General features: G+C 48.7%; 16 protein-coding genes. 3 read left to right on the top strand and 13 right to left on the bottom strand.

Annotated elements, in window-relative coordinates; all coding sequences use genetic code 11:
* The first annotated feature begins 125 nt into the window (after positions 1-125).
* Positions 126-533, top strand: a complete 408-nt coding sequence (locus JL661_RS18375; RefSeq protein WP_015422704.1) for a hypothetical protein — start codon at positions 126-128, stop codon at positions 531-533.
* A gap of 13 nt (positions 534-546) precedes the next feature.
* Here the strand turns inward: JL661_RS18375 and JL661_RS09195 are convergent, their stop codons facing one another.
* The 4 genes from JL661_RS09195 to JL661_RS09210 form a co-directional block, all read right to left on the bottom strand.
* A complete protein-coding gene (locus JL661_RS09195; protein ID WP_004237567.1) occupies positions 547-1,032 on the bottom strand; it encodes a GNAT family N-acetyltransferase in 486 nt (161 codons plus the stop codon).
* Positions 1,033-1,114: 82 nt separating this feature from the next.
* Positions 1,115-3,811 (bottom strand): magnesium-translocating P-type ATPase, encoded by a 2,697-nt coding sequence (gene mgtA, locus JL661_RS09200; protein WP_062771656.1) that lies wholly within the window; start codon positions 3,809-3,811, stop codon positions 1,115-1,117.
* 669 nt (positions 3,812-4,480) lie between these two features.
* Positions 4,481-4,927 (bottom strand): GNAT family N-acetyltransferase, encoded by a 447-nt coding sequence (locus JL661_RS09205; protein WP_036417523.1) that lies wholly within the window; start codon positions 4,925-4,927, stop codon positions 4,481-4,483.
* Positions 4,928-4,931: 4 nt separating this feature from the next.
* Positions 4,932-6,269: an aminotransferase-like domain-containing protein gene (locus tag JL661_RS09210; RefSeq protein ID WP_062771659.1), complete on the bottom strand. Its 1,338-nt coding sequence runs from the start codon at positions 6,267-6,269 to the stop codon at positions 4,932-4,934.
* An 86-nt stretch (positions 6,270-6,355) separates the two neighbouring features.
* On the opposite strand from JL661_RS09210, the gene JL661_RS09215 reads away from it, so the two are divergent.
* Together JL661_RS09215 and JL661_RS09220 are read left to right on the top strand one after the other, a co-directional pair.
* Positions 6,356-7,240: a DMT family transporter gene (locus JL661_RS09215; protein ID WP_036417526.1), complete on the top strand. Its 885-nt coding sequence runs from the start codon at positions 6,356-6,358 to the stop codon at positions 7,238-7,240.
* A gap of 9 nt (positions 7,241-7,249) precedes the next feature.
* The gene (locus JL661_RS09220; protein WP_072013210.1) at positions 7,250-7,489 is read left to right on the top strand and encodes a M91 family zinc metallopeptidase; all 240 of its coding nucleotides are present in this window, start codon (positions 7,250-7,252) and stop codon (positions 7,487-7,489) included.
* Here JL661_RS09220 and JL661_RS09225 read toward each other — a convergent pair.
* From JL661_RS09225 to malI, 9 genes are all read right to left on the bottom strand, one after another.
* Complete coding sequence (locus JL661_RS09225; RefSeq protein ID WP_004239362.1) at positions 7,480-8,622, bottom strand: MFS transporter; 1,143 nt, start codon at positions 8,620-8,622, stop codon at positions 7,480-7,482. The two genes, JL661_RS09220 and JL661_RS09225, sit on opposite strands and share 10 nt — an antisense overlap.
* Positions 8,622-9,416, bottom strand: a complete 795-nt coding sequence (locus tag JL661_RS09230; protein WP_225310082.1) for an aKG-HExxH-type peptide beta-hydroxylase — start codon at positions 9,414-9,416, stop codon at positions 8,622-8,624. The genes JL661_RS09225 and JL661_RS09230 overlap by 1 nt, the downstream gene beginning before the upstream one ends.
* A gap of 523 nt (positions 9,417-9,939) precedes the next feature.
* Positions 9,940-10,965 (bottom strand): threonine aldolase family protein, encoded by a 1,026-nt coding sequence (locus JL661_RS09235; RefSeq protein WP_004237556.1) that lies wholly within the window; start codon positions 10,963-10,965, stop codon positions 9,940-9,942.
* A 69-nt stretch (positions 10,966-11,034) separates the two neighbouring features.
* A complete protein-coding gene (locus JL661_RS09240) occupies positions 11,035-11,691 on the bottom strand; it encodes a Crp/Fnr family transcriptional regulator (RefSeq protein ID WP_036417529.1) in 657 nt (218 codons plus the stop codon).
* A gap of 120 nt (positions 11,692-11,811) precedes the next feature.
* Complete coding sequence (locus JL661_RS09245; RefSeq protein WP_218480966.1) at positions 11,812-13,059, bottom strand: adenosylhomocysteinase; 1,248 nt, start codon at positions 13,057-13,059, stop codon at positions 11,812-11,814.
* Positions 13,060-13,176: 117 nt separating this feature from the next.
* Positions 13,177-13,638, bottom strand: a complete 462-nt coding sequence (locus JL661_RS09250) for an NUDIX hydrolase (RefSeq protein WP_062771661.1) — start codon at positions 13,636-13,638, stop codon at positions 13,177-13,179.
* An 18-nt stretch (positions 13,639-13,656) separates the two neighbouring features.
* Complete coding sequence (locus tag JL661_RS09255) at positions 13,657-14,562, bottom strand: AEC family transporter (protein ID WP_004237552.1); 906 nt, start codon at positions 14,560-14,562, stop codon at positions 13,657-13,659.
* A gap of 151 nt (positions 14,563-14,713) precedes the next feature.
* A complete protein-coding gene (locus tag JL661_RS09260) occupies positions 14,714-15,283 on the bottom strand; it encodes a hypothetical protein (RefSeq protein ID WP_062771664.1) in 570 nt (189 codons plus the stop codon).
* A gap of 5 nt (positions 15,284-15,288) precedes the next feature.
* Positions 15,289-16,317, bottom strand: coding sequence for a Mal regulon transcriptional regulator MalI (gene malI / locus JL661_RS09265; protein ID WP_004237550.1), 1,029 nt, complete (start codon positions 16,315-16,317; stop codon positions 15,289-15,291).
* Positions 16,318-16,473: the final 156 nt, after the last annotated feature.

A 16,473-nucleotide genomic window follows, 5' to 3' on the forward strand; every position in this document is an offset into this window, starting at 1 on the left:
GATAAAACACCCGCTGACGGGTGTTTTATCTCCGCGTTTCAAAAACCTCTCGTTCACTACGCTCAGCCATGATAAATTGGCCGGATGTCCATCCCCAAATATTTCCTTTTTTGTGAGATAGTTCAATGAGTAAGAGCGGAAGAAACTATACAAAAGAAAAAATAAGACAGCGCCATATAGCAAATAAAAAAAGAAAACACCCTATTCGTCTTTTTATCAAAAGTTGGGATTTTTGGGGTAAATCCTGCCTTGGCCTTTTTGTTTTTGGCATGTTTATTTATTCATTAAATGATAATGTAACCATTCATTTTTTATGGATAATCTATGCCTGCATTTGTTTACCTTTATTTCCGTTTGCTAAAAAATGCAGTGATGATGTCCTTCGTCATTATTTTTCAGAATCAACATTTGAGGATGTTATTAATGGTAGTAGCCCCCGGGGGCTTGGCGGATTGTATCTGATGCTCATTATTCCGTTTGTCATCCCACTGGCAGCGGGATACTTTATATATCAGATTATAAATTACAAATAAAATCTATCGTTATTTAATCATGTCCATCTGTATGATCTGAAAATAACCGGAATCGCCGGAAATCCACACCATCATAGTTAACAGAACCATCCGGCTGAAATCCGTAACGTGTTATAAACCGGGAAACTTTCCGGGATAATGGTAATAAAATGGTGATACTGGTTAAGTGTATTTCATCAAATGCGTGGCGGATAATTTCATCACAGATGATTTTTCCCGTTCCCCAGAAATCAGGATGAAGTACCAGCGCCAGGTCAGCATCATCACCTTCTTTCTGAAGCCCTCCCCAGCCTGCAAATACATCGTCGATCACAAATGCCCAAGGGCCATATCCATTTATTTCCCACTGAGCGTCTTTTTCTTCTGCCCAGTTGCGGCTTTTTCCATCATCAAAATCCGGACTACCCAGCGGCATTTGCTGTAACACTTTCGGGTGATTGTTCAGTGCGGTAATATCGGCCGGTTTTATCTGAGTGAGCCGTTTAAATTCTAAGTGCATAGTATTCCTTTTATTTTGATACTCTGATTGTACCTATTATTCAGTAAAAATCAGCTGAACAACAGGTACAACATATCTTAACTTACAGCCACATTCCGAAACGGCGGATATAAATACCCTTCATGATTTGTGCCAGACCGCAATAGCTGACCAGCGTAGCAGCAAGCCACGGGAAATATTCCCACGGTAACGGCTCAAGCCCGATATAACTTCCGATTGGTGAAAACGGCAGCCAGATCCCGATGGCCATAACAATCCCGGTAACCAATAATACCGGCAGTGTTGCTGTGCTCTGAATAAACGGGATCCGTTGTGTTCTCAGCATATGCACGACCAGCGTTTGTGATAATAACCCCTCAACAAACCAGCCGGAATGGAATAAAACCTGACTGTCCGGACTGTTTGCCCCGAAAACAAACCATAATAATGCAAAGGTGGTGATATCAAATACAGACGATGTCGGGCCAATCCAGATCATAAAGCGCCGGATATTGCCCGCATCCCATTTACGGGGTTTGCGCAGGAATTCTTTATCCATTTTATCCCACGGCAGCGCAAGCTGAGACATATCATAAAGCAGGTTCTGAATCAGTAACTGAATGGCCAGCATCGGCAGGAACGGAATAAAGGCACTGGCGATAAGAACAGAAAATACATTACCGAAGTTAGAGCTGGCGGTCATATTCAGGTATTTAATAATATTACCGAATGTCTCGCGCCCTTTAATGACACCCTCCTCCAGAACCATCAGATCTTTTTCCAGCAGGATAATATCCGCGGATTCTTTGGCGATATCCGTTCCGCTGTCCACGGAAATTCCGACATCCGCGTCCCGCAGTGCCGGCGCGTCATTAATTCCGTCCCCGAGAAAACCAACGGTATGGCCGGCGGACTGTAAAATCCGGACCAGGGCTGATTTTTGCAGCGGCGTCAGTTTGCAGAAAATAGTGTGTGTTTGCGCCACCTGTTTCAGTTCCTCATCACCGAGGAGCGCCAATTGATCACCACTGATACTCATCGAGGCATCCAGCCCGACTTCACGACAGATTTTTGCTGTGACAACCGCATTGTCCCCGGTAAGCACTTTTACGGTTACCCCGTTATGCTTCAGTGCTTTAAGAGCTTTTGCCGCACTGTCTTTAGGCGGATCCAGGAAGGTCAGAATTCCACATAAAATCATATTTTGTTCACTGTCTGCGGAGAGCGGCAATCCCTGCTCTTTGCTATCCAGAACCCGCTCTGCGAGCAGCAGTACTCTGAATCCGGTCTCATTGTAATGATTGACCAGCGCCATAATGGCCTGTTTTTTCTCATCATCCGCAGGAGAAATATGATTTCCGGTCCGGATCAGAGAACAGCACGCCAGCATCTCTTCCGCCGCACCTTTACAGATAAGCAAGGCGGTACCATCCGGTTTTCTTACGGATACAGACAGACGTCTGCGGACAAAATCAAACGGCAGTTCGTCAATTTTCTGATAATTGTGCAGAGACTCTGTTTCGGCTTTACCGCGCCCGAAACGGATGATCGCCTGATCCATCAGGTTACGTGTGCCGCTCTGGTGAAAACTGTTCAGCCACGCCAGTCCCAGTATGGCTTCATCGGTATTACCTTCCGTATCAAGATGATGCTCGAGGATAATGTTGTCCTGTGTCAGCGTCCCTGTTTTATCCGTGCACAGGATATCCATCGCACCAAAATTTTGTATTGCATTCAGCCGCTTAACGATAACTTTCCGCCGCGACATTGCAATTGCGCCTTTCGCCAGGTTCGAACTGACAATCATCGGCAGCATTTCCGGGGTTAACCCGACTGCGACGGCAAGTGCAAAGAGTGTGGCATCAAACCAGTCGCCTTTGGTAAATCCGTTAATCAGCAGGACAACCGGCACCATCACTAACATAAAGCGGATCAGCAGGATACTGACACTATTCACCCCGCGATCGAATGACGTCTGTGAGCGTGTTCCGACAATGGATTTCGCCAGTGAGCCAAAATAGGTTTTGTCACCGGTTGCCACCACAACACCCAGTGCCGTGCCGCTGGCCACATTGGTGCCCATCAGGCAGATATTGCCCGATTCCGTCAGTGATTGTCCGTTTTCCGTTATCGTTGCGGCATCTTTTTCATGGATATCGCCCTGAGTATCATATTTCTCTACCGGAACCGATTCCCCGGTCAGAATGGCCTGGCTGATAAAAAGATCACGGGAACGGAGCAGCCGCAAGTCCGCCGGTATCATATCCCCGGCGCTCAGAACTACTATATCCCCCGGAACCAGACATTTTACCGGCAGTTCTGCCCGGACAGATCGTCCTTTTTTACGCCGGAGTACTGTGGCAGTGGTTTTTACCAGTGATTTCAGGGCTTCTGCGGCTTTGTTGGTCCGGTATTCCTGCCAGAAACGCAGTACCACACTCAGAAAAACCATCGTTCCGATGATCAGTACACCGGTGAGGTCAGTGTCTTCGCCCTGTTGCAGGGGGATCAGATAATCCGTCATAAAGCTGATAACGGCCAGCGCCAACAATACATAAATAAACGGATTATGAAATGCGGAAATAAACTGAATAAACGCGGGAGGTGCTTTGTCATGTGCTACCACGTTTTCCTGATGTTCTATCAGGCGGTCAAGGGCATCAATTTCATCCAGCCCCAGCATATCAGAATGTAATTCTGCTAATGTTTCGTCTGGTTTTTTTGCGGCATATACCGCCGCAGGGAAAGCATTATTATCGCGCACAGCCGGAGTGACAGTGCGGTTAACGTTGACAGTCATGGTACGATTCCTTTTATTTCCTCAGATAAACTGAGTCATTTATTTTTCACCGGACTGTCTGATTTAACAGTTAATTTAAATAACTGTCATGATAACGGACAGTCCGGGAAATGATATATTTCCGGGCCCGGGTGGTGTGTCCATATATTCCTTATCAGCAAAAGATAGCCTGTACGCTTATTCATAAATGAATACGTACTGTGGATTTTTTAATAAAAAGCCATTCCCCTTCCGTTCTGAATAGACGGAATAGCAGGATACGGTGCGCAAACACGGCAATTTAAAATGAATTAACCGAAAAACAATCAGTTAGGAGGGAATAACGCCAGCATATAGAGATTCATGATAAATCCGTCCTTTCGGGCCTATCCCGTGAAAGATAAGCGAAATTAAATAAGGAAGTACCATTATAAAGAGAGGTACTGCCGCAGTATTACTGCCGGCAGTCAGAGAAAAACAGAATTACCGGCAGGATCAATGTATTTTGATAAATAATCTATGACTGTCCAATTACGTGTTCTCCGCAAGAAATAAACACATGGAGTATATTCCCGTAAAATCACAAAGTAAATCGTTTTCTCTGAGGGAGAAACAATATATATAATAGTATTATTTAGTTAAACAACACACTGATTTAACAGCGTATATACGATAAAACAGTATCCCTTTTCACTGTTTATAAATATCCGGTCTGACAATCTGCCAGATATAATTCTCCCGGTTGACCGGGCTGTAACCCGATTTTTCATATAACCACGGCGCTGACGATGTGACCAGCATAATGCGTCTCAGCCGGTTCATCACCGGATGTGACTGACAGCACTCCATCAGCCAGCGGCCGAGTCCTTGTTTCTGATATTCATCGATAATATAAACATCGCAGAGATACCCGAATGTAACCCCATCGGTGACAAGCCGTGCAAAACCGATTTGTTCTGTACCGGCAAATAACCCGAAACACAGGCTGTTCAATATACTTTCATTGACCAACTCCCGGCTGATCCCTTCCGCCCATGCGGAATGCGTCAGATAGTCATGAATTTTACCGATATCCAGCCTGGTGATATCCGTTGTTACGGTATAGTGCCGGTCATGCCATTCGTGAATGCTTTTCATAACATCATAAATCCATCAGATAGGTAATGGTGTCTCTGACAGCCATCAGCGCGGATTCCAGGTCATCATACGGCAGTGTGCTGACAGCCACACGGATAGCCTGCGGGATATCGCGGGTTACGGCATAAGACTCTGCAGGACTGACGGCAATATTGGCCGCTCTCAGGCGGCTGATAACCGCATCGCAGCGCACATTTTCCGGTAACGGGATCCACAAAAAATAGCCGGCCGGATGTGCGATATGGGGTAAATCAGCAAAAATCCGGCTGACAATTTTTTGCCGGGCTTTGGCATCGCGGCGCTTTTTCTGCTCCAGTTTTTCGGCTGCTCCCTGCTCCAGCCACTCACGGACAATACCGGTCATCAGTGCTGGTGTGTTCCAGGTAGTGATGCGGATAATTTTTTCCAGCTCAGCAATATATTCCGGAGGAGCAACAATTAATCCGACCCGCAAGCCGGTGGCGATATTTTTGGAAAATCCGGTGACATAAAATGTGATATCCGGCGCCAGTTCTGCCAGCGGAGCTGGTGCTGGTTTCTGCAGAAAAGCATAGGAGCCGTCTTCTATCAGAAAAAAACGGTTTTCCCGGGCCAGACTTATCAGCTTCCTGCGGGATGTCAGATCCATCACCCAGCCGAGCGGATTATGCAGTGTCGGCATGGTGAAATAGCCGCGGATTTTCCGCTGGCGGCATAATTGTGCCAGCGCTGCCAAATCCGGGCCTTCCGGGGTAACCGGCACCGGAACCAATTCGATATGACAGGTTTGTGCCAGTGCTTTAAAGCCGGGATAAGTCAGTGCATCCGCCGCAATTACATCACCGGGGCTGAACATGCTCAGTACAACAGAGGCCAGACCGTGCTGGGCTCCGCTGACCATGACAACAGTATCCGGGTCAACGGCAGAAAAACCACGCAACTTCAGGTGATCAGCAACAACAACCCTCTCCTGATGCCGCCCGGCGTGAGGCAGGTAATGCAGCAGACTTTCCAGATGGCCGCTCATGGATAACCGGCGCAGCGTGTGGCGCAGTAATGCGGTCTGTTCCGTGACTTCCGGATAGATAAAGTTAAGGTCATACATTGCCGGAGTGACATCACATTCAATACCGGTAACCGGTAATAAACTGATATCTCTGACAAATGTTCCCCGTCCGGTTTCACCACTGACCAGCCCCTGATTGATCAGTTCCTGATACACACGTGACGCTGTCACTAATGACAGCCCTTCCTGAGCCGCAAAAGCACGATGAGTCGGCAATTGTGTTCCGGCCGCCAGTTCACCGTTACGGATACGGGCTGCAAGGGTATCGACGTACTGTTTATAACGTGGCGTTGCCATACAAATGTATCCATGACAATTTTTTGATTGTCATAATTATCCGCATTATTCTCTGTAATAACAAGAGGTAATTAACGGAGTACAGGATGGATAATGCAATGACAACGGTTTCCCGCTCAACACACGGCTGGATCAACGGGTTTATCGGCGTGCTGATTTTCAGCGGTTCCCTGCCCGCCACCAAGGCGGGTATTACCGGCTTTGCACCGGATTTTCTGACAACCGCCCGCGCAGCGATTGCCGGCATTGCCGCTCTGCTCATTCTGGCCGTTCTGCGCCAGCGTTTGCCAGCTGCGAAGTATCTGTTGTCGCTGATCGTTGTGGCGGCGGGTGTCGTCGTCGGGTTTCCGCTGCTGACAGCTCTTGCTCTTCAGTATGTCAGTTCGGCACACTCGATTGTGTACCTGGGATTGTTACCGTTGGCGACGGCACTGTTTGGTGTGCTGCGCAGCAATGAGCGTCCGCGCCCGGCGTTCTGGCTTTTTTCTGTCCTCGGCAGCTTGTTTGTGATGGGGTTTGCCTTATTTCAGGGCGGTGAAAGTACTCTGACAGGTGATTTGTATATGGTTGCGGCCGTGTTGCTGTGCGGACTGGGTTACGCGGAAGGTGCCCGCCTTTCCCGGCCACTCGGCAGCTGGCAGGTGATCTGCTGGGCATTGGTGCTTTCTCTGCCGCTGATGCTGATTCTCAGTATCACTTTCCTGCCGGTGACATTCAGCGGTATACCGGCACAGGCCTGGGGCGGACTGATTTACGTTTCGTTATTCAGCATGCTGATTGGTTTTTTCTTCTGGTACCGTGGCCTGGCGGAAGGCGGTATTACCGGTGTCAGCCAGTTACAGCTGTTACAACCGTTTTTTGGGCTGGTGCTTTCCGCGTGGTTACTGAATGAAACCGTCAGCTCCGTAATGGTTGCGTCAACCTGTGGTGTGATTGCCTGTGTTGCCGGTTCAAAACGGTTTTCCCGGTAAGAAAAAACCATGTTGTGCCCGGTATCTGCCGGGCTGGCTATTGTTTTGTATCATGAATTAGTACATGTACTCCATTATCTGCAAGGTGAATGTATACACATTATTCCTGCTGATTCTCCTGAAAGTATCCGTTATCCTTATTGGGAAGAAGAAGCCAGAACCATTGGCTTCGATCCTTTTACATCAGAAACTATCTCTGAAAATACTTTTCGTGCAGAAATAGGTGTTCCGCTGAGAATTCACTGGTAACCCACTCCCTTTCGCGATGCCAGTATACCGGCGACAACCAGATACAGCGCAATAACCAGCGGTAAAAACAGTATCGAATCGCTGTAAACCGCCGCTGTCATTGCCGCACCAATTGCCAGTGAAATACCGGAGAGACCGTCGAGGACTGCGATTTTACGCGGAGAATTGGCCAGAGTGATCAGAGTATCGATACCCGCACCGTAAAACATTTCCAGCAGAGTGACACCCAGCACAATCAGTAACAGAGCCGGAAGTTCTGCGATACCGGAGAACCACGGAATAAACAAAAAAATGCATAAACCGGTTGCCGCCATCAGTGCGGTAATAATACCCCACTTCTCCGTGAAGTAACGGTATACCGGGATTTGCCCTGCGATAATAACCAGCGTATTAAACAGCAAAACCGGTCCTATCAGATACTCAGAGCCGGATCGGATAAGCTCCAGCGGCACAATGACTTCAAAACTGTAATACAGCATGGCAAAAATAGTGCTGAGCACAGAGATCAGAACGGTGTCTCTGCCGGTAAGATCAGAAAAATGAAAGTAATAAAAGTGATTTTTCGTTTCACCGGGACAAGAACGCAGTTTTGCTGAGAAGAGAATACCAATCATGAAAATCCCGGTCAGAATCAGTAATGCGTACGTAAAAGGCAGTGAAAAAAAGACACACAGTGTAATGAGTACCGGTGCAATCGCAGCACCGGTATTATTCAGCGTCATTCGTACTGAAAAGCTTTCGCTGATATTTTCCGAGGTAGCTTTAATATAGTATTTTACTGCTACTGAAAATACGGAGGTGGCAATACCGTTTGCCAGCATCACCACAAGACACAGATAAAATGTTTGTCCGATAAAGAGAAATAACAGTGATACCAGTTTAAACGACAGTGAAAAAATAATGGTTTTCTTACTATCAAACCGGCTTATCAGCGGAATAATAAAAAAATAGGCCAATGAGAATGACCAGAATTTAATCGTGCCGAGATACAGAATTTCTTTTTCACTGAGTGTTTTCCCGGCAAAATAAAGTAATGCCAGCGGCATCAATAACCCGGAGCCCAGCGCATTAAAGAAAAAGCAGATATTAATCGCCCTGCTTTTCCGTTCAAAAATCACCCGGTAGATCAGCATTAGCTGAGGTTCCAGCGCTGACAGATAGCCGTGAAAATATTTTTTCCTGTTTCTGTCAGTATGGCATGCTGCCTGACAATATCGGCGGTATTACGAAGCTTTTCCAGATTACTGCTCAGCCGGTCATAATATTCCGGCTCTGGTATACCGTTACTGTTACGGATAATTTCAGAAAATACATAACATATCCGGGATAATACAAACAAGGCATGAAAAATACCGATCATCGGCCGGTCGTCATCACGCAGTGGAGCAGCAAAGACTTCATCAGCTGGGTTTAGTACCAATGGATCCCCCGCATTGAGGATATTCAGTGCCGTATGGCCGCATTCATGTGCCAGAATATCAATATAATAAGCGACCGAATGTGACGGATGAACATAGGCAAACATCATTCCCCACATATAGAAATTGGTACCGGAACGCATAAAGCGGGAGCCGTCTGCGGTTTCCTGAGTCAGGTATATCTGATGGATAAACCGGTCAATTTCATTGCCGGTTTCCGGCGCGCAGCGATGAATAACGGATAATGCCTGTGTTATTTTTTCCGTTTCCGCTGCTGCCAGTACCGGATCATCACAATAGCCGAAACCAAGTTGTTTATCATCACGGATAATTTTCAGGATCATCGTTTCTGCCAATAAATGACCGGCAGATGTCAGTGGCGAGATAGTCAGTGGTAACGGCGTTCTTTTTCGCATCAACTGATTGAGGTAAGTTACCGCATCAGCATGTTCATCATCTTCCGCATATTTACCGGCGATATAATGAATAGCGCAATTTTGCCATGACAACGGAACTTCTGAGCTTATTTCTGGTAAACGATAATAGGATAATAAATAATTAAGTGATTCATAGACTTCATCAGAAAAATACTGATAAGCCTGCTGATGTTTATAATCAGGAAAAGTCAGATTTATCATATAACAGTGTCCGTCAGGTGGATTAGCCATGCCCCGGCTGACTGACATGGCCTATCAATTAGTTAGTGTGTTTATTATTTACTGAATGACCATCCTGATAACGGCGATTTTATTTTCAGCAATTTACTTTTATCTAATTTCTTCATTATTTCATTTCCTTATTAATAACAGATTATATGAATGGGTGTACTGTGTACTCAGATTGCTGTTAAACCCTAAAATAAAAATAACGATTAAAAAACACTTTTTTTAGTCAGTGTTATTTTTCTGAATCAGTATCACGGAAATAAGCAGGAATAATGATGAAATAAATAATTGCCATAATATGAAGTATAAAAAAACCACGCTGTGTTTTCACCGCGTGGTTTTATCAATACGGAAATTATCCGGACCCTCAGATCAGTGACAGAAATGTCTTTTTAAAGTCATCGATATCATGCTGTGTGGTTGCCCACGAGGTGCACAGACGCAGACAGGATTTTCCCGGTTCCTGCAACAGCGTTTCATGGAAAACAAACTGTTTTTTCAGCTTTTCTGCCAGTGCGGAAGGCAGAATAACAAAGACCTGGTTGGATTCCGGCGGTGCCAGGAAGGTAAAACCCTGCTCCGTAAAGAATGCCGCCAGTTGTCCGGCCATGCTGTTGAGGTGTTTGCCTAATGAGAAATAGAGGTCATCTGTAAACAACGCCAGGAACTGAGCACCCAGCAACCAGCCTTTTGCCTGAAGAGCGCCCTTCTGTTTGATACTGAACCGGAAATCATCTTTCAGCGCCGGATTATTGATCACCAGAGCTTCCGCCGCGATCGCACCGATTTTGGTACCGCCGATATAGAACGCATCTGTCAGTGCCGCGATATCCTCAATTGTCAGATCACTTTGTGCGGACATTAAACCAGATGCGAGACGGGCGCCGTCAAGATAGAGCCATAACCCGTGCTCATCACAGAAACGACGCAGTGCCTGCAATTCTGCTTTACGGTAAACCGTGCCGATCTCAGTGGAATTGGTAATATAGACCAGTTTCGGTTGTACCCAGTGCTCATCATTATGTTCGGCAATGACCGGTTTAAGATGATCGGGTGTCAGTTTGCCGTCAGGGGAAAATACGGTGATGACTTTGTGTCCGGTCGCTTCAATTGCCCCGGTTTCATGGGTGGCAATATGGCCGGTGCTGACGGAGATCACTGCCTGATGCGGACGCAGAAAATGGGAAATCGCCGTCAGGTTGGTGATTGTACCGCCGTTAAAAAAGTGGATATCAGCCTGCGGCTGACCAATCCGCTGTTTAATCAGCGCTGCGGCATCACCGCATAAAGTATCCGTGCCGTAACCGTCATGGCGGTGGCCTGCTGTGTCAGTAATGGCTTTTAAAACAGCCGGATGTGCAACTTCATTATAATCATTCTGAAAACGGTACATATGCTCCTCCGATAGTGTGCAGTAATACTATGCTTATACTTACCGGCGCACAATGGCACGGATCGCAGTTCAGTCCGGTTTTACCAGCCCGATCACACCTTCACTGAGGGTAATTTTTCCCTGTGTTTTCAGGCGCAGCAGAACTTTATCAGTATGACGCCGCGATGTGCCGAGAATGCTGGCCAGCATGTCACGGGGAAGATGGATCTGATGGCCGCTGATTTGTGTCAGCATATAGAGCAGATTGTTTTCGACGGAATCAACAGCATTCATCAGCCGCTGTTCACCGTTGATAAGGCAGCGTTTTGCCAGCTGGCGGTTAAGCAGCAGAGACAGGCGGTGATCCTGTGACAACCAGGACAGAAATGTTGCCGCCGGCATCCGCAGTACACGGCAGTCTGACAGCGCAATCACATCATAACGGTATGCCTGCCGGCAAATCGCCTCCATCTCCCCGAGGAATTCACCACGATAGCAGAATGTCAGCCCGACCTGCTTACCATTCTCCGCCTGCTTGTTAACAATAAACTCGCCGTCCAGAATGATATAGACCGCCTGAGCCGGGTCGCCCTGGCAAATCAGATTCTGTCCGTTATAAATATGCAGTGTGGTGACACTGTTTCTGACAACTTCCGGCGCATCACGGAGCAGGCCGTCTGCCTCCGGCAGCAGCTCTTCTTCGCTGAATTTCAGCCATAATTCACGAAACGGGGTTGTATTTTGCATGTACCGTATCTGTCAGGACGGGATAATCAGTGGGTAAACGTTAGCATGGTTAACAACAGGTTTGAACCGGTAAACACCGGTTTTGACGGGCTGCGGATTACCGGCAGCCCATCAGTCAGGTTACTTCAGCTCGTAGCCGTTCAGATACTGCTGCTGTCTGGTGGTCAGATTATCAAGTGAAACCCCCATATCCTGTAATTTCAGTGCCGCCACTTCACGGTCGATTTCATCACTGACATCATAAACTTTTGCTTCGTGGTCATGGCTGAGCAGATACTCGGCGCTGAGTGCCTGAAGAGCAAAGCTCATGTCCATAATTTCTGCCGGATGCCCGTCCGCACAGGCAATATTAACCAGCGCACCACGGCCCAGCAGATAGAGTGTGCGGCCATTTTTCAGGGTATAACCTTCGATGTTTTCGCGGACGATTGTGACGCTGTCACTTAACTGCTGAAGATCGGTCAGATTGATTTCATCCTCAAAGTGCCCGGTATTACTGATAATGGCACCCTCTTTCATCAGACTGAAATGATCCGATGTCAGTACATCACAGCAACCGGTGGCGGTGATAAAGATATCACCCAGCGGTGCTGCGGCGGACATGGTCATGACCGCAAAGCCGTCCATTTTCGCTTCCAGGGCTTTTATCGGATCCACTTCTGTGACAATCACTTCCGCGCCCAGTCCTTTCGCCCGCATGGCACAGCCTTTTCCGCACCAGCCGTAACCGGCGACGACCACGGTTTTCCCGGCAATAACCAGGTTGGTGGTACGCATAATGCCGTCAAAAGTGGATTGTCCGGTACCGTAGCGGTTATCAAACAGGTGTTTGGATTGTGCACCGTTAATCGACAGCACCGGGAAATTCAGTGCGCCGTTTTTTTTACGGGCCACTGCACGCAGAACACCGGTGGTGGTCTCTTCACAGGCACCGATCGTGTGCTTTGCATATTCCGGATACAGGCTGTGCAGCTCATGTACCAGGTCACCGCCGTCATCAATAACAATGTGCGGTTCACAGGCCAGAGTCTGTTTTACAAAGTTGCGGTAGGCTTCCGCATCCGCGCCGTGGATGGCAAACGTATGAATACCGCTGACAACCAGTGCGGCCACGATATCGTCTTTGGTGGACATCGGGTTGCTGCCGGTGACGGACACCTCAGCCCCGCCTGCGGCCAGAACCCGTGCCAGATAGGCGGTTTTTGCTTCCAGATGAATAGAAAGCGCTATGCGTTTTCCGGCAAACGGCTGTTCTTGTGTGAAACGCTGTTCCAGTGCACGCAGCAGCGGCATATGGGCGCGAACCCAGGCGATTTTTTGCTCACCCTGTGGTGCTAAGGAGAGATCTTTATAAATACTGGTAACCATGGCAACTCCTGCATACGGCTTTTATAACGGGATGAGCCACAGTAACCGGAGGTTGCGGGGGTCTCCAGGGCATTTGCCCTGAAACAGAAAAAAAAGGCAGCCGGGTGAAAGCTTTGTTCAGCGGCGCGCCTGCACCATAGCAATCAGGCCGCAGACATCCTGCGGGACATTGTCCGTTTTCAGGATCTCGTCCGGCGTCATCCACTGAAAGTCCGGATGTGGTACGGCGGTTTCATCCAGCGGATGGCACCAGTACACCATATCAATATGCCAGTGGTCGCCGGTTTTCTTATCCGGGATAAACTCTTTCAGGATCGCCATCGGTAATGGCAGCACGCCGGTTTCCGGCAGTGGTGTGATAAATTGCTGCGCCTGTGTATCCCAGCTGACAATCCGGCATTCCAGTCCGGTTTCTTCGTGAATTTCACGCAGTACAGCATCCTGAGGCTCTTCATTTTCCTCAATATGCCCGCCGGGCGGCAGCCAGATACCGAGCTTCGGATGGTGATGGAGCAGAAAACGGCCGTGACTGTCACTGACCAGACCGGAAGCGGTAAAATGTTTGATAACAGACGTCATTATTTTTTCTCAGGTTATTCAGGTGATCATGGTCAGAACCACCGGCAGAGTCAGCACCGCCACCATGGTCTGAAACGTGATAATCCCGGCCATCAGCTGGCTGTCACCACCGAGCTGACGCGATAAAATATAGGCGGTCGGTGCGGTCGGAATAGCAAAAAAGATCACAAACAGCTGATATTCCAGTTGGGTTAATCCCATCACGGTCGCCACAGCAATCGCCAGCAATGGCATAACACACAGGCGGACAAGGCTGTTAAGGCTGATTTTCAGTGCGGAATAGCGGATAGTCGCCACCTGCAATGCCGCCCCGACACAGAGCAGCCCCAGCGGCAGACTGGCACCGGCCAGCAATCTGGCAAACTGACCGGTGTTATACGGAAGACCGGCACCGGTGACATTCAGGAGCATCCCGATAATACAGGAAATAATCAGCGGGTTTGTCAGAATGGGTAACAACAGGCGGCGCAGCGATAACTGCCGAAATTCAGATAACGCAACCACGGAAATGATATTACACAGCGGAACCAGTACCGCGAGGATCACCGCCGCCACCGCCACACCGGACGGGCCGTAAAAATCATTGACGATGGATAGCCCGAGATAGGTATTAAAGCGGATCGCGCCCTGCAGCAGTACGCCGAATTCTGCCGTTGGTATTCCGCGCAGACGTTTTACCACCGCAAATGCTGCGGTGGCCAGCCCGAGCATAATTACCAGTGCGATTGCCAGTTTCGGCAGTTGCGGGTTATCCAGCGGAGCAACGGCGAGGCTGTTGATAAGCAGCGCCGGAAATAAGATATAGTAGTTCAGCTTTTCCGCGCCGTTCCAGAACCCGGCATCGAAAACCGGCCGCCGCTTCAGAATGCAGCCGAGCAAAATCAGCGCAAACAGCGGCCATAATGTCATCAGAATTGCGAACATCAGCGGAAATCCGGCAAGAAACGTATTCCCGCATCATAACAGGAACAACAGGTTACGCGAGCAGCAACGCCGGTTTTGTATCGCTGATCTCGTTTTTACATTTTATCTGCCGCAGCGCATAAAACGCACTACGTTTTGCCGGGGCTATATGTTAGCCCCCGGCAGACGTAATCACCTGATAAGTGCAGTCAAATGCCGCTTTCTGAATACGGTAACTGTCCTGCGGATCCTGTCGCGAGCGCAGCAGCACATCCCCTTTCATAACCCGCTGTTTTTCACCCCACGGCGCAATAATCACAAACGGTTTTTCCTGCGTGATCACCAGATAATCCATCGGCTCTCCCTGCGGCCGGAAACGCTGCCGGTTGCCGCTGTCAGACGGTGTCAGTGCACTGCCGTAACGGCGTGTAAACGCCGTTTTTTTCACCAGAATTTCTTCATTGCCGGTAGCGTCACAGATGTTCTGTACCACCCAATCCCCGGCTTTCGCCGGTTTTGAACGGGTTTCTTCCCCTTCACCCCGGATAAGGGTCACTACGATTTCACCGGGCACCGCCGGACGGGCGAGAACGTCTCTGGTTTTACGGGCAACACCGGTACGGTTCCCCGCGTCCGCAAATAATTGGTTGCGATCCTGAACCGGCAGCAAATCCAAATCTTCCGCCGGTGCGGAAAACGCAGGCAGCGTCAGGAATAGCAGTCCGGAGAGTATTTTTTGCATCGTCGTTATCCGTTTAGCTGGGAAAATCCGGGTGACAGTGTCACGCTTGCAGGCGGCGAGCTATCACCACCAATACGCCGCAGCAGACGCGTTGCGGCACTGCGGCCCACATCCCGCGATGGCTGGGTGATAAAGGCTACCGGGATGTCATACAGTGCTTCACTGCCGATATCATCAAACCCCACCAGGGCGATTTCCTGAGTGAAATAACTTTCGTTATCCCCCTGTCTGACCGTGTTACCGGTGCTCAGGGCGGCAAAATACGCGCCCAGCGCCGTACCGGTGTTGTGGCAGACAATCGCACTGACTTTGGGGTACTGATACATAAATTCAGATACCCGGCGGATAATATTCTGCTGTTTGTTATCCGTTTCCACTATCCATTCGGTGCGGAACGGCAACCCGTACTGCACCAGTGTCGAGCAGTAACCGCCGACCCGCTCAGCGCGGGTGAGAGAATCACTTTCACCGCCGAAATAGGCAATCTGGCGGTGACCGTTTTTGATCAGGTATTCCGTTGCCATTCTGGCGGCAGAGGCATTGTCCGGGCGGACAACATCAATGCCGGAGAACTCACTGGCCCGGGCCGCGCACACCATCGGGATCTGATAATGATTTATCCGCTCAACCACGTCATTGGTGAGAAATTTACCGCCGCCGACAATCACACCGTCCACGCCGTAGCGGATCAGACTGTCCAGTGAACGGGCAAACCCGGCAGAAGAATTGCCGCACTGAGTCAGAAAAACCTGTTTGCCCTGTGTTTCCGCATATTCACTGACACCGGCGGCGACTTCCGCATAAAACGGTTCGGTAATATCTTTGACAATCAGGCCGATTACATTAGAGATATTGTCCCGCAATGTGGCGGCCTGCTGATTGCGGACATACCCCAGTTCTTCAATTGCCGCGTTGACTTTATCTGCGGTTTTCCGCGAGATCCGCCCTTTTCCGCTGAGCACCAGTGACACCGTGGTTACGGAGACACCTGCCTGCTGCGCCACATCGACTATCGTGACTTTTCTGAGATTCATAACGCCGGATACTTCCTTATGCTCAGGATACTGCACGGGATTTTACACAAAATACGATAAAACGTTTTATCTATTTCCGAAATATGGTTGCCAGGTCATGTTTATTTTTTGTGATCGGGCAACTATTATAATCTGGTAAAACGTTTTATCTTATTT

The organism is Morganella morganii (genome assembly GCF_019243775.1).
GTDB lineage: Bacteria > Pseudomonadota > Gammaproteobacteria > Enterobacterales > Enterobacteriaceae > Morganella > Morganella morganii.